The organism is Flavobacterium ginsengiterrae (assembly GCF_039539785.1).
Classification (GTDB): Bacteria; Bacteroidota; Bacteroidia; order Flavobacteriales; family Flavobacteriaceae; genus Flavobacterium; species Flavobacterium ginsengiterrae.
Genome location: NZ_BAABDU010000009.1, coordinates 124,373 through 139,718 on the forward strand (window position 1 = coordinate 124,373; position 15,346 = coordinate 139,718).

General features: G+C 33.6%; 7 protein-coding genes. All 7 read left to right on the forward strand.

Annotated features, from left to right (window positions below; genetic code table 11):
• Positions 1–14: 14 nt before the first annotated feature.
• On the forward strand, positions 15–1,787 hold the full coding sequence (locus ABD859_RS21970) for a MutS-related protein (protein WP_345146881.1): 1,773 nt from the start codon (positions 15–17) through the stop codon (positions 1,785–1,787).
• A gap of 418 nt (positions 1,788–2,205) precedes the next feature.
• Positions 2,206–3,216, forward strand: a complete 1,011-nt coding sequence (locus ABD859_RS21975) for a LacI family DNA-binding transcriptional regulator (protein WP_345146882.1) — start codon at positions 2,206–2,208, stop codon at positions 3,214–3,216.
• 280 nt (positions 3,217–3,496) lie between these two features.
• Entirely contained in the window at positions 3,497–6,589 is a 3,093-nt protein-coding gene (locus tag ABD859_RS21980; protein ID WP_345146884.1) for a SusC/RagA family TonB-linked outer membrane protein, read from the forward strand.
• A gap of 11 nt (positions 6,590–6,600) precedes the next feature.
• A complete protein-coding gene (locus ABD859_RS21985; protein WP_345146885.1) occupies positions 6,601–8,115 on the forward strand; it encodes a SusD/RagB family nutrient-binding outer membrane lipoprotein in 1,515 nt (504 codons plus the stop codon).
• A 430-nt stretch (positions 8,116–8,545) separates the two neighbouring features.
• Entirely contained in the window at positions 8,546–10,531 is a 1,986-nt protein-coding gene (locus tag ABD859_RS21990; protein ID WP_345146887.1) for a beta-mannosidase, read from the forward strand.
• 89 nt (positions 10,532–10,620) lie between these two features.
• A complete protein-coding gene (locus ABD859_RS21995; protein WP_345146888.1) occupies positions 10,621–12,897 on the forward strand; it encodes a GH92 family glycosyl hydrolase in 2,277 nt (758 codons plus the stop codon).
• A 141-nt stretch (positions 12,898–13,038) separates the two neighbouring features.
• A complete protein-coding gene (locus tag ABD859_RS22000) occupies positions 13,039–15,342 on the forward strand; it encodes a GH92 family glycosyl hydrolase (protein WP_345146889.1) in 2,304 nt (767 codons plus the stop codon).
• Positions 15,343–15,346 lie beyond the last annotated feature (4 nt).

Genomic DNA, 15,346 nt, shown 5'->3' on the forward strand with positions numbered 1-15,346 from the left:
AGTAAATAAAAAAAATGGAAATATATTTAAGCAAGGCACAGCATTATTCAAAAGTTTTTACTCAAATCAACAAAAGATACAATAGTATAAGTCTGTTAAGGCTTTTAAGCATATTTTTTTGTTTGTTTATGTTGTTTTATTACATCAAAACCAATGAAACTCTGTATGTATTATTTGCTGTTTTATCTTTTGTTGGTTTTCTTTTTTTAATGAGAATCCATTCAAAACTGTCTTTTAAACGGGAATTAACAAAAGCTGTTTTAAAAATAAATGAAGATGAAACCGCTTATTTAAAAAGAGAAAAAATACCTTTTGAAAACGGAATTGAATTTAATGATTTTCATCATCCGTATGCTTACGATCTGGATATTTTTGGAGAACATTCTTTATTCCAGAACTTAAACAGAACAGCAACTTTTATTGGAAAAAAAACATTAGCACACAAATTACTGCACTTGTTTTCTAATGAAACTATTCTCGAAAATCAGCAGGCCATAGACGAATTAAAAACTAAAATAGACTGGCGTCAGGATTTTGAATCGCTGGCCATTGTCAGTACTGACAGTAAAAACTCTTATGATTCATTAATCCATTGGATTTCATTTAAAAATAATCCTTTATCTAAAGTTTTAATTTCACTTTCAATTATTCTGCCCGTTACTTTTTTTGGTATTATTGCTGCCTATTTTATTACGTCAAAAACAATACTGCTTTCCTATGCAACCTATATTTTTATTTTCAATTTAATTGTGTTAGGAAGATCACTAAAACGTATACAGTCAGAAATTGCAAAAGCAGACAATATTGACAAAACCATAAAGCAGTACAGCTTGCTGGTTCAAAAAATCGAGCTTGAAAAATTTGAATCAAAAAAGTTAATTGAACTGCAAAAACAGTTGGTTTCAAAAAATGCATTGGCAAGTTCGCATTTAAAACAGCTTTCTGAATTGTTTTCACGAATGGACACCATTAATAATTTTGTTACAGCAACTGTATTTAATGGTTCGTTTTTATTTAATCTGCATGTTTTAAAAGCACTTTTAAAATGGAAAGAAGATTATGCTCATGAACTCGAAAACTGGATTAACATAATTGGAGAATTTGAAGCTTTAAACAGTCTTGCAAATCTTGCGTATAATAATTCTGATTTTGTGTTTCCTGAAATAAATTCAGAGTACAAAATTGGTTTTGAAAACTTAAGTCATCCGTTATTAAATCCAAATACAAGAGTAGGGAATGATACCTATTTTTATCCGGAATCTTTTATGATTTTGACCGGATCAAACATGTCAGGAAAAAGTACTTTTTTGCGAAGCTTAGGCATTAATATGGTTTTAGGTGGTATTGGTTCAGTTGTTTGTGCATCAAAGGCAGAGATTCATCCACTTCCAGTTTTAGTTTCAATGCGATTATCAGATTCTTTGGCCGACAGTGAATCTTATTTTTTCGCCGAAATTAAACGTTTAAAACAAATTATGGATGCTTTAAAAGAACGTCCGGCTTTTGTTTTATTAGATGAAATTTTAAGAGGTACAAATTCTGATGATAAACGAAACGGGACTATTGAAGTTGTTAAAAAAGTTATCGCAAAAAAAGCTATTGGCGCTATTGCAACACACGATATTGAAGTGTGTTTAACGACAAATGATTACCCTGAAACATTAACGAATCAATGTTTTGAAGTTGAAATTCAAAATAACGAACTCCATTTTGACTATAAACTTCGCAAAGGAATCTGCCAAAACAGAAGTGCAACTTTTTTAATGAAAAAAATGGAAGTGATTTAGGTTGATATTTTTTGAATATTGTTCAATTTCTAAATAAAAAAACAAAATAAAATGCCTGAAGAATAAGAAATATTCTTCAGGCATTTTTTGTATTTCTGCATTTTATAAGTTTTTACGTTATTAAAAAAATATGTAGAAAATAAAACTGCTTTTCGGCGCTTTTTTTTGAAAAAAATGATCAAAACAGGTTAATGAAACACATCAAAAACCTATCAAATCTTTATAAAAAACATAAAATCGATATTAAAAGTCAGAATGACAATAACTGATCAAAATCCTGTATTTACTGATTATTATGTTTTATTTTGGCATAAAAAAAACGATTTATTGAAAATAAATTTTACTAAAACGTTTTTGTAAGTTTCGTTTGCATATATTTGTGATGTACTAAAATATCCAATAATAAATTTATTACCCGATGAAAAAGATTACAATTAGAGATATTGCTAAACAAGCAGAGGTTTCTATTTCTACTGTATCTTTTGTTATTAACGGTAAGGGAGAAAAAATGGCAATCAGTCCGGCTGTAATTAAAAAAGTGCAGGATGTAGCTCAAAAATTACAGTACAAACCAAGCATGATTGCGAGCAGTTTAAGAACTGGAAAAACAAGATCTATTGGACTTATTGTAGAAGATATTTCGAATCAGTTTTTTGCAGACCTGGCAAGAGTAATTGAAGATGAAGCAAAAAATATTAATTACAGAGTTTTTTATTGCAGTACAGGCGATGATAATGAACGTTCTGAAGAATTAGTGCAAAGTTTGCTGCAGGCAAATGTTGAAGGTTTTATTATTACACCAACCCGAAATTTAGAAAAAACAATAAGTCAGCTTTTAAAACTTCAAAAACCTGTAGTATTGATAGACAGGTATTTTGCAAATCAAAAAGTAAGTCATGTTGTAATGGATAATTACGAAGGATCTTATTCAGCAGTTAAATATTTAATCAGCAAGGGAAGAAAGAATATTGCGGTGGTAAATAATAAGTCTGGAATGGTTCAGATGAAACTAAGAGAAAAAGGATATGTTGATGCCTTAAAAGAAGAAGGAATTTATAATGAAAATTATACCCTTCTCTTAGATTATCATATCAATGAACAAAGCCGAATTGATGCGATTATAGATTTCTTTAGACAAAATCCAAAAATTGATGCTGTACTTTTCTCGGCAAATTATCTTGGATTGGCAGGTCTTCAGGCTTTTAGAACTTTAGAATATAGAATTCCAGAAGATATTTCAGTTATCAGTTTTGATGATCATGACAGTTTTAAACTGCACACGCCAACGATTTCTGTTATAGCGCAGCCCATTGAAGATATTGCAGTAAAATCGATACAATTATTGATGAGTCAAATGTCAAACTTTGATGATTTCAAAATAGAAAAAGTTCTTAAAAAGGGAACTTTAATAATTAGAGAGTCAATATAAACAACAATATTTATTTTAAAAATTTAGTAAAAGAAAAAAGTGGAGACTTTTTTTTACCCATTTCACTAAATCGTTTTAGTAAATATTTTACCTGATTATAAGATACATATAGCACAAGTATTCAGGATTGTTTGTATAGAAAAACCAAAAAACAGCCGAAACCAGTTAAAGGCGGAACGCTGTAATATTTAAACCAGAGTACAATTTTTATTAATTATTTAAAAACAAACACGAACACAAAACGAAACGAAAATCAAAACCAAAACCAAAAAAAATGCTTATGAAACGAATATTAGCAGTGTTAGGAGTGATATTGCTGAGCAGTTTAAGTGCTGCTGCGCAAAATCGATTAATAACCGGCATAGTAACAGATGCAGAGAACAAGGGAATTGTTGCCGCATCAGTCGAGGTTCAAGGAAAACCATTTAGTGCCGTTACAGATGCCGAAGGGCGATTTAGAATGAATGTTCCTGAAGGTAAAGTTACCCTGAATGTATCTTCTATAGGATTTCAGTCTACGACTGTACAGGTTCAGGAAAAAGATACAAGAGTAACTGTTGCACTTGTTGAAACTACACAAGAATTAAAAGATGTTGTTGTAACTTCATTTGGAGTTAAAAAACAAAGAAAAAGTCTGGGTTACGCAGTTGGAGAACTTAAAGGCGAAGACTTGACTAAAAACAAAGAAATCAATTTAGGAAATGCGTTGCAGGGTAAAATTGCCGGTGTAAACGTTTCGGCACCGGTTACAGGACCATCTGGTTCAAGCCGTGTGGTAATTCGAGGCGCTACTTCAGCATCAGGGCTTAACCAGCCGTTGTACGTTGTAGACGGAATTCCAATTGATAATACACAACAGGGAAATGCCAACATGTGGGGAGGAGCTGATAAAGGAGATGGTATGTCGTCTTTTAACCCGGACGATATTGCTTCGATGTCGGTTTTAAAAGGTAGTGCCGCTTCTGCTCTTTATGGATACAGAGGATCGAATGGGGTTATCCTGATTACTACAAAAAAAGGTAAAAACGGAACAGGAATAGGGGTTGACTTTAATACAAATTCAACTTTTAATACACCGGCAAGTCTTTTAAAATGGCAGGATCAATATGGTGCCGGGGCTCCAAATGCCAGCGGTGTACCAACGAGATTCAACAATTTACAGGAATTAAGAGATTCGTACTATTTTGCATGGGGAGATAAATACGACGGAACACCTTCATTATCTATTGATGGTAAAACAAGACCTTACCAGTCTTATGGAAAAGATAATGTAGAAAATTTCTACAGAACCGGATATTCTTTTAGTAATACACTGGCTATTTCTGGTGGTAATGAAACGACAAATTTCAGATTGTCTTTTGGAAATACTAAAGATGAATCTATTATGCCTGAAACTACTTTTGGAAGAAACAACGTAGCTTTAAGCTTAAACTCGGCTCCAAATAAAAAAATCAGCGTAGAGACTAATGCTCAGTATATTACAGAGAAAAGTCATAACCGTCCGTATTTAAATGACTCACCAAGAAATCCGTCTTTCCCAACTACTTTTATGACACCGGGTACAGACATTAGATGGTTGAGTAATCCATATGATGCAAATGGCGGAGAAGAAGATTATTTAGGCGCAAACGTATACCATACAAACCCATATTTTGCTGTAAAATCACCATTAAATGATGATCTTAGAAAGCGTTTTATTGGTTCTGCAAAAGTAAATTACAACATTACAGATAAAATTTATGCTAAAGCTGTTCTTGGTATTGATGATATTAATTATGAATATACTGAAATTGAACCTACCGGAATAAACTACAGCCCGGGCGGATCTATCGAAAACAGAATTGAATCACGTTCTGAATGGAATGCTTCTGGTTTCTTAGGTTATAAAGGAGATATTCTTAAAAATGTTTCTTTAGATGCTTTTGTTGGAGCAAACCGTCAGCATAACAGATACAGCGGTATCAAAATGAAAGGAAATAACTTCATCGTTCCGTTCAAATATTTCTACGGAAACACTCAGCCTGATAAAACTGAAAAATTATTCTCAGAAAGTGAAGTAAACTCACTTTTCTATTCGGCAGATATTGGATACAAAGATTTCTTATATGTTAGTTTAACAGGTCGTCAGGATTGGTTTTCAACGTTAGATCCATCAAACAACACTACATTTTATCCTTCTGTAAGTTCAAGTTTTATTTACTCAGAAGTTATTAAACTTCCTGAATGGATTTCATACGGTAAATTAAGAGCCGGCTGGGGTAACGTTGGAGGAGCATTGCCAGAAGCTTATGCATTAGCATTAACATACATAACTCCAGATGGACAAACAGATTCATTAGGACAGCCAATTTTGGGTGTAAACGGAGAAACAATTCCAAACAGAACTTTAAAACCTTACAACGTAAGTACAATTGAATTTGGTTTTGAAAACACATTTTTCAATAACAGAGTAAGTACAGATTTAACTTTCTACAGCAAAAAAACAACAAATGATATTACAGATGCCGATGTTTCTCAGGCTTCTGGATATAGAACTACAAAAATCAATGTTGGAGAAATCTTAAACAAAGGGGTTGAGTTTGCTATTAATGTAAAAGCAGTAAAAACACCAAGTTTTTCATGGAGTGTAGGATATAATTTTGCTTACAACCATAGTGAAGTTTTAAACCTTTCTGATAAAATCACTACTAAATCATTAGAAGGAAACAGAGACGGAAGAGCTTCTGTGGTTTTAGAAAAAGGACAGCCTTTTGGGGTTATTAAAGCTTATGATTATTTAAGAGACGCAAGCGGTAACATTGTTTTAGATACAAATGGTAAATTCTTAAGAGGTGATTTAATTATTGCAGGACAAGGTGTTGCGCCAACTTCAATGGGACTTTCAAATGATTTTTCATATAAAAATTTCACATTATCTGTTTTTGTTGATGCTAAATTTGGAGGAGAAATCTATTCAGCAACTAATCAGTTAGGAACTCGTTACGGATTATCTGAAATCACACTTCCGGGTCGTGAAGGCGGCGTGCAGGTAAGCGGAAAAGATGTTAACGGAAATCCTGTAAACACAACCGTTTCGGCATATGATTACTGGAGAAGTTACAGCGATGTTACATCAAACTTTGTGTATGATGCTGATTTTGTTAAGCTGAGAGCAATTTCATTTGCTTACAATTTCCCAAAAACATATTTGCAAAAAACACCATTTCAGTCAGTTAGTTTATCATTCTCTGCTCATAATTTATGGACTATTTATGATAAAGTTCCAAACATCGATCCAGAGTCAAATTACTCAAACAGTAATGCTCAGGGTATGGAGAGAGCCTCAATGCCATTGACAAGAAACTATGGTTTTGCACTTAATGTCAAATTCTAATACTAAAAAAGATGAAAAACAGATATATTAAAATATTTTGTGTCGCAATTGTTAGTGCTTTGACATTAGCCTCATGCGATAAAGGATTCGAAGAAATGAATAAGAATCCAAATGCTTTAACAGATCCTGCTGTAAAATCAATGTTTACGCTGGCGGAGATTTATGTAGACGGACAGGATTTTTCTAATACCAGAGGAAACAATCTGTATGCTGCGCAAATTGTACAGCAATTTTCTTCGCTTGGAGGCCCAGGTTCAAAATACACATATTCTTCTGAGTATTCAGCGGCACTTTTTGGTGAAACATACGGAAAAGGATTAAATCAAATTTTCCAATTATTATCTGTAGTAGAAGATACTCCTGAAAATACAAACATGATTCAGGCTTGCAGAATCATGAAGGTTTTCTTGTTTCAAAAACTGACAGACACTTATGGTGAAGTTCCTTACTTTGAAGCCGGAAAAGGATATAACGGAAATGTTTTTGCTCCAAAATACGATACGCAGGAAGCAATTTATAACGATCTTTTAAAAGAATTAGATGAAGCCGGAACAGCATTAGACGCAACTAAACCATTTGTAGGCAATGCCGATTTGTATTACCAGAGTGATGTTGCAAGATGGAAAAAACTGGCAAACTCTTTAATGTTAAGAGTAGCAATGCGTTTGTCTAAAGTTAATCCTGCAAAAGCAAAAGAGTTTGTAGAAAAAGCATATTCTAAAGGAGTTTTTACTTCAAATGATGACAGTCTTGTTTTAGAACACGATGCAGGACCTCCGGGAGTAAAAACAAACCCAATTACTTCTGCATGGGTTAGAAATGACTTAAATGGCGGTGAATCGAATATCAAATTCAGTAAAACGTTTATTGATTTATTAAAAAATACAAATGATCCGCGTTTAAGAATTTATGCAAAATTAGAAGCAACAGGAGACAACAGTCCGGCAAGCCAGCAAGGTTTGGCAAATGATGCAAAAGAATTTCCGGGCGGCGATAAAAAGCTTTTCTCAGATCCAAATACTTCTACAGTATTACGTTATGATGCGCCAACTTTAATTATGTCTTATGCCGAAGTTCAGTTTTTGTTAGCAGAAGCTTCAGTAAAAGGATGGAGTGTAGGCGGATCTGCTCAGACTTACTATGAAAACGGAGTAAGAGCAGCCATGAATATCCTAACAATTTTTGGAGATAAAGTACCGGCTGTAACTCCGGCAGAATACACTGCTTACATTACTGCTTATCCTTTTAAATCTGCTGGAACAGAAGCAGAAAAAATTGAACAAATTATTACTCAAAAATGGATTGTATTATTATTCAATGGTTTTGAGGCATTCTCAGAATACAGAAGAACAGGTTATCCTGTATTAGTTCCTGTTAATGATCCAACCGGAGATACAAAAGGAACAATTCCTAGAAGATTAATTTATGATCAGTCAGAATTAATAACAAACGAGGCTAATTATAAAGAAGCAATTCAACGTCAAGGTTTAGATTTAATGACAACCAGAATCTGGTGGGATAAATAATTTTTAAATTGGTTGGTTAGTTAAGATAAGTCGGGTACTGAGCATGCCCGGCTTATTTTTAAAACATTTTATTGAAGAGATTAAAAGCTGAATTGAAAAAATAATCTGAAATATAAATCCCCTTTTTTTCGTAGTCAACACAGTATATTTCTGCTGAAAAAGATGGAATTTTTTCCTGAAGATTAAAAAAATCAAGACATCGTATAAACTTATTCAATGATCTGAATTAAAAACGATTTCTATCCAAATAATAATAAAAGGCGGTAGTAAAAGAAGCTATTTCTAGTTGTATTTTGAGTTAATAACGAAAAATAAATTCTCATGAGAAGGAAAAACTTAGTACGTCCTTTCCTTCTCTAAACTGCCTAATAACCGGACAATTTACCTTAATTTAGTAATCTCAAGAGGTATAATAATATTACGTGTTAAAATGAATTATCAAAAAAAGCTTCATAGTTTAATCTTTTTTATTGTTTTAAGTTTTACATCAATTGCCATTTCGCAAAATGTTGATTTAAAGAATAATTGGAATTATCGTGAAGAAAAAACAGAAAAGTGGTATCCGGCAACAGTTCCGGGAGAAATTCATACTGATTTACTCAATAACAAATTAATTCCGGATCCATTTTACAGAGACAACGAAAAAAAACTGCAGTGGATTGAACGTAAAAACTGGGAATATAAAACCACTTTTAAGATTTCGGCAGAAATGCTGAAAAAAAGAAATACAGAATTAGTTTTTGACGGATTAGATACTTATGCATCAGTATATTTAAATAATAAGCTGCTATTAAAAGCAGATAATATGTTTCGTCAATGGCGTGTCGATATTAAAAATGAAATAAAATCAGGAAATAATGATTTAGTTATTGTATTTCAATCGGCACAAAATGTAGTCGATTCGCTTGCTAAAAAAGATTTGCCTTTTGTAATTCCGGATAATCCGCGTGCTTATGTACGCAAAGCACAATATCATTTTGGCTGGGATTGGGGACCAAAATATACAACATGCGGTATATGGAAAATGCCAAGAATTGAAGCTTATGATGAAAAAATACCGGAGAAACCCTATGTTTTAAATCGTAAAATAGAATTGATACAACAGCCAGACAGTTTGGGACGGTCATTTTATTTTAAAATTGATGGAAAGCCCGTTTATATGAAAGGCGCAAATTACATTCCGTCTGATGCTTTTCTGTCAAGAGTAAGTAAAAAAGATTATGAAAAAATAATTTTATCTGCTAAAGAAGCCAATATGAATATGCTGCGCGTTTGGGGCGGCGGTATTTATGAAGATGATTATTTCTACGATTTATGCGATAAATACGGAATAAATGTATGGCAAGATTTTATGTTTGCCGGCACAATGGTTCCCGGAGACAAAGCCTTTTTTGATAACGTAAAAAAAGAAGTTCAGTATCAGGTAAAAAGACTGCGTCATCATCCGAGTATTGTTTTATGGTGCGGAAACAACGAATCCGATGAAGCTTTTAAAAATTGGGGCTGGATGAAAAATTTCAAAATCTCAAAACAAGATTCAACTCGCTTATGGCATGATTATACACGTTTGTTTCATGACAGTATTCCAAAATGGGTAAAGGAGGTCGATGGTAAACGTCCGTATTTAAGTTCATCGCCCTTGTATCATTGGTCAAAAACAAAAAGCGTAACCGAAGGCGACAGTCACTACTGGGGCGTTTGGTGGGGCTTAGAAGACATAGAAGCGGTAAAGAAAAAAACCGGACGATTTGTGAGCGAATACGGAATGCTTTCTATGCCAAATTATTCTTCTCTTGAAGCTTTTACTTTACCAGAAGACCGTTTTTTGTATTCAGATGTATTATTGGCGCATCAAAAATCAGGAAAAGGATTTGAAAAGTTGAATTCATATTTGAACAGATATTTTATTGATTCGGCTAATCTAAAAAACATAAGCGTTGAAGATTATACCTATTTAACACAGTGTCTTCACTATTATGCCGTTAAAAATATCGTTGGAACTCACAGGTCTAAAGCGCCTTATAACATGGGAACTTTAATCTGGCAGTTAAACGACTGCTGGCCCACAGCAAGCTGGAGTATTACAGATTACTACAATCGTGAGCCTAAAGCGGCGTGGTATGCCATAAAAGAAGCATATAGAGACGATATTGTGCCACAAACTGATTTTACACGACCAATAGATTTAAAACTCGAAGATCCAAAAATCAGCTGGGTGATAAAAAACAATAAAGTAATTTTAAAAGCGAAGCATACAGCAAAATACGTGTATGTTTCTATAAAAGGTTATACCGGAAAATGGAGCGATAACTATTTTGATTTACAAGCAGGCGAAGAAAAAACAATTTCGTTTGAAGGAAAAATAAAGAAACCTGAGCTTAAGATTGTTACTTTGTTTGAAGTACTTAAACGCTAAGTTTTTAATTTATAATGAAAGTCAGAGACGCACAGCAGTGCGTCTACACAAAATATATACGATTTAAATACAATTTTAAATAAAATAAAATGGTAAAAAAATACAATAGAATTGCCCTTGGCGGTCTTTTAGCTTTAAACTTGTTTTTTGCTAATCCTGTTATTTCTCAGCAAAAAAAAGCAAAACAAACCAATGCAGACTATACGAAATATGTTGATCCAATTATTGGTTCGGCGGGTCACGGTCACGTATTTGTAGGAGCTAATGTTCCTTTTGGAGCCGTACAACTTGGTCCGGTAAATGTTTTTGAAGGCTGGGATTGGTGCAGCGGTTACAACTATGCCAGTAATACTATTTTAGGGTTTACACACACTCATTTAAGCGGTACAGGAATTGGAGATTTAAACGATATTTTGTTATTGCCAACATCAGGAAAACCAGCACTTACAAAAGGAACGAAAGAAGATATGACCAATGGTTACGGTTCTTATTTTTCGCATGAAAAAGAAACCGTTAAACCTGGGTATTACAGCGTTTTTTTAGATAAATATAACATCAAAGCAGAGTTAACAGCAAGTGAAAGAGTTGGTTTTCATAAATATACTTTTAATGATGCAAACGATGCTTATGTTTTGCTGGATCTTGCAGACGGAATTGGCTGGGACAGACCAGTAAAAACTTCGATTAAAAAAGTCAGCGATACTAAAATTAGCGGTTATCGATATTCAGCAGGCTGGGCAGCAGATCAACGTATTTATTTCACAATGGAATTTTCTGAGCCAATAGCCAATATTGCTTTATATGACAGCATTGCTCCGGTAAAAGGCATAGAAGCGGAAGGCTTAAAAATGAAAGCTGTTTTTGGTTTTAAAACCTTAAAAAATAAACAGGTTTTAGTAAAAGTGGGAATTTCTCCAGTAAGTTCTGAAAATGCCGAGAAGAACTTAAATGCCGAAATTCCGCATTGGGATTTTGATAAAACGACAAAAGATGCTGCTTCAAGATGGAATAAAGAACTTAGTAAAATTCAAATAAAAGCAGACGAAAAAACAACAAAGGTTTTTTATACTTCATTGTATCATACCATGTTTGCGCCTTCTATTTTTAATGATGTCAATGGCGATTACAGAGGAACAGACAAAAAAGTATATGAAAAAGCCAATTTTACAAATTATACCACTTTTTCACTTTGGGATACCTATAGAGCGTTACATCCTTTATATACGATTACACAACCAGATAAAATTAACGATATCGTAAAATCATTTTTAGCCATTTATCAGCAGCAGGGAAGATTACCGGTTTGGCATTTAATGGGCAATGAAACTAACACCATGAACGGAAATCATTCTATAGCCGTAATTGTCGATGCTTATTTAAAAGGGTATCGTGATTATGATGTTAACTTGGCATACGAAGCCATCAAAAAAACAGCAATGCAAACGCGAGAAGGAATGGATTATGTTCAAAAACTAGAATACATTCCAGCCGATAAATTATTAGAATCTGTTGGAAATGCTTTAGAATATGCCATCGATGATTATTGTATTGCTCTCATGGCAAAATCTTTAAACAAAACAGACGATTATAATTATTTTACCAAAAGAGCCAATTTATACAAAGAATATTTTGATAAGGAAACCACTTTTATGCGTGGTAAATTAAGTAACGGAAATTGGAGAACACCATTTAATCCGCTTTCATCTGCACACAGAAAAGACGATTATGTAGAAGGAAATGCGTGGCAGTACACCTGGCTGGTACCTCAGGATCCTTACGGTTTAATTGATTTATTTGGAAGCGAAGATAAATTTTTAGCAAAACTTGATTCATTATTTTTAATAACTGATAAAGTAGAAGGAGAAGATGTTTCTCCGGACATAAGCGGTTTAATTGGACAATATGCACAAGGAAACGAACCAAATCATCATATTCCGTATTTGTATGCTTTTGCAGGACAGCCATGGAAAACAGCAAAATTAATCCGCGAGATTGATGACAAATTTTATTCAGCAAAACCAGACGGTTTATGCGGTAATGAAGATTTAGGGCAAATGTCGGCTTGGTATATTTTATCATCAATGGGATTCTATTCGGTTAATCCTGCAAACGGAATTTACGTTTTAGGAAGTCCATTAGTAAATCAGGCCGTTATACATCACAAAAAAGATATTTCATTTACGATAAACGCTTTAAACAACAGCGCAGAGAATATTTATATTCAAAAAGCAGAATACAACGGAAAACCTTATACAAAATCGTACATAACGCACGAAATGATTGTAAAAGGCGGTGAGTTGAAATTGTACATGGGAAGTAAACCATCAATGACTTGGGGAGTTAAAAAGGAGGATAGGCCTCAATAATTTAAATTTCTGATTTTAGATTTTTCAGCAATGCTCCTGCAAGGTTTTGAAAATCTTGTAGGTATAATTTTAGGATGAAATTTTACGATAGCTTAAAGATCAAATTTTGTAAAAATAAAAACCTACAAGGTTTTCAAAACCTTGCAGGATAAAACACATGATATGAAAATAAAGAGTTTAATTTTTTTAGGAATATTGCAGTCTTGTTTTTACTTAAATGCACAGGTAAAAACATTAGATCCTGTTGAATATGTAAATCCGTTAATGGGTACACAGTCTTTGCATAATTTGTCTAACGGAAATACCTATCCTGCTGTCTGCAGACCTTGGGGAATGAATTTCTGGACGCCTCAAACCGGTAAAATGGGCGATGGATGGGCTTATACCTACACAGCCGAAAAAATTAGAGGATTTAAACAGACACATCAGCCGTCGCCATGGATGAATGATTACGGTCAGTTTTCGATTATGCCTGTAACTGGTAAATTGGCTTTCGCCGAAGATGCACGCTCAAGTTGGTTTAGTCATAAAGCCGAAGTTTCAAAACCATATTATTATAGCGTATATCTTGCCGATTATGATGTAACAACCGAAATTACAACAACTGAAAGAGCAGCGCATTTTCAAATCACATTTCCAAAAAATGATGAATCATATATTGTAATCGATGCATTTGACAAAGGTTCATATATCAAAATAATTCCATCAGAAAATAAAATTATTGGTTACACGACGCGTAACAGTGGTGGAGTTCCTGAAAATTTTAAGAACTACTTTGTCTTAGTGTTTGATAAGCCATTTTTAACCAATTCTGTATGGAACGATAAAACTTTAGAAAAAGATAAATTAGAATTAACGGCTCATCATGCCGGAGCAGTAGTTGGATTTAAAACCCAAAAAGGAGAAAAAATAAATGTAAGAGTTGCTTCTTCATTTATTAGTGCGGAACAGGCTGAATTAAATTTAAAAGAATTAGGCACAGTTTCTTTTGAAGAAAATGTAACACAGTCTAAAAACGAATGGAACAAAGTTTTAGGCAGAATCGCTGTAGAAGATACTAATATTGATCAGTTAAAAACTTTTTATTCATGTCTTTACCGAACAGTTTGTTTTCCTCAAAAACAATATGAAATCAATAAAGACGGCGGTATTGTACATTACAGTCCGTATAACGGAAAAGTTCTTCCCGGATATATGTACGCAGGAACGGGGTTTTGGGACACATTTCGAGCCCTGTATCCATTGCTAAATTTAGTTTATCCTTCCATAAATAAAGAAATGCAGGAAGGTTTAATCAATGATTATAAAGAAGGCGGATTTTTGCCGGAATGGTCAAGCCCTGGTTTTAGAAACGTAATGGTTGGGAATAATTCAGCCTCTGTAGTTTCAGATGCTTATATGAAAGGATTACGCGGTTATGATATTAATACATTATACGAAGCTTTACTGCATGGCGCCAACAACGAAGGTCCGCTGGAAGCCGTAGGAAGAAAAGGAGTTCAATATTATAACACGTTAGGTTACGTTCCTTATGATGTAAAAATCAATGAAAATGCAGCACGAACTTTAGAATATGCATATGATGATTTTGCAATTTGGAAACTGGCAAAAGCATTAAATCGTCCGAAAAAAGAAATTAGTTTGTATGAAAAACGAATGCTGAATTATAAAAAGCTTTATAATCCATCTATAGGGTTAATGAGCGGACGTAACAAAGACGGTAGTTTTCCAGTCAATTTTAATCCGTTTAAATGGGGAGATGCTTTTACCGAAGGAAACAGCTGGCATTACAGCTGGAGCGTATTTCACGATATACAAGGTTTAATTGATTTAATGGGCGGAGAGAAAAAATTTACCGCAAAATTAGATGAAGTATTTACAACGCCTCCGGTTTTTGATGATAGTTATTACGGATCTGTAATTCATGAAATACGCGAAATGCAGATTATGAACATGGGACAGTATGCACATGGAAACCAGCCTATTCAGCACATGATTTATCTGTACAATTATGCAGGCGAACCTTGGAAAACGCAATATTGGTCAAGAGAAGTTATGAATCGTTTATACAAACCAACACCTGACGGTTATTGCGGCGATGAAGATAACGGACAGACTTCTGCATGGTATATTTTCTCAGCAATGGGATTCTATCCGGTTTGTCCTGCAACAGACGAATATGTTTTGGGAGCGCCATTATTTAAGAAAATAACTTTGAAGTTAGAAAACGGAAAACAGCTTATTATTAATGCTTCTGATAATTCTGATGTAAACAGATATGTAGATAAATTAAAATGGAATAATTCTGTTTATACAAAAAACTACATTAATCATTTTGATGTATTAGAAGGAGGCGAACTAAATTTTGATATGACAAGTTCTCCAAATCTAAAAAGAGGCACAGCAAAAGATGCATTTCCATATTCTTATTCAAATTCAAAATAAAAAA

Bases quoted from the DNA above. Each gene is read 5' to 3' on its own strand.
- ABD859_RS21995 (WP_345146888.1), top strand. From the start codon at position 10,621: ATGGTAAAAAAATACAATAGAATTGCCCTTGGCGGTCTTTTAGCTTTA.
- ABD859_RS21970 (WP_345146881.1), top strand. From the start codon at position 15: ATGGAAATATATTTAAGCAAGGCACAGCATTATTCAAAAGTTTTTACT.
- ABD859_RS21990 (WP_345146887.1), top strand. From the start codon at position 8,546: ATGAATTATCAAAAAAAGCTTCATAGTTTAATCTTTTTTATTGTTTTA.
- ABD859_RS21975 (WP_345146882.1), top strand. From the start codon at position 2,206: ATGAAAAAGATTACAATTAGAGATATTGCTAAACAAGCAGAGGTTTCT.
- ABD859_RS21980 (WP_345146884.1), top strand. From the start codon at position 3,497: ATGAAACGAATATTAGCAGTGTTAGGAGTGATATTGCTGAGCAGTTTA.
- ABD859_RS21985 (WP_345146885.1), top strand. From the start codon at position 6,601: ATGAAAAACAGATATATTAAAATATTTTGTGTCGCAATTGTTAGTGCT.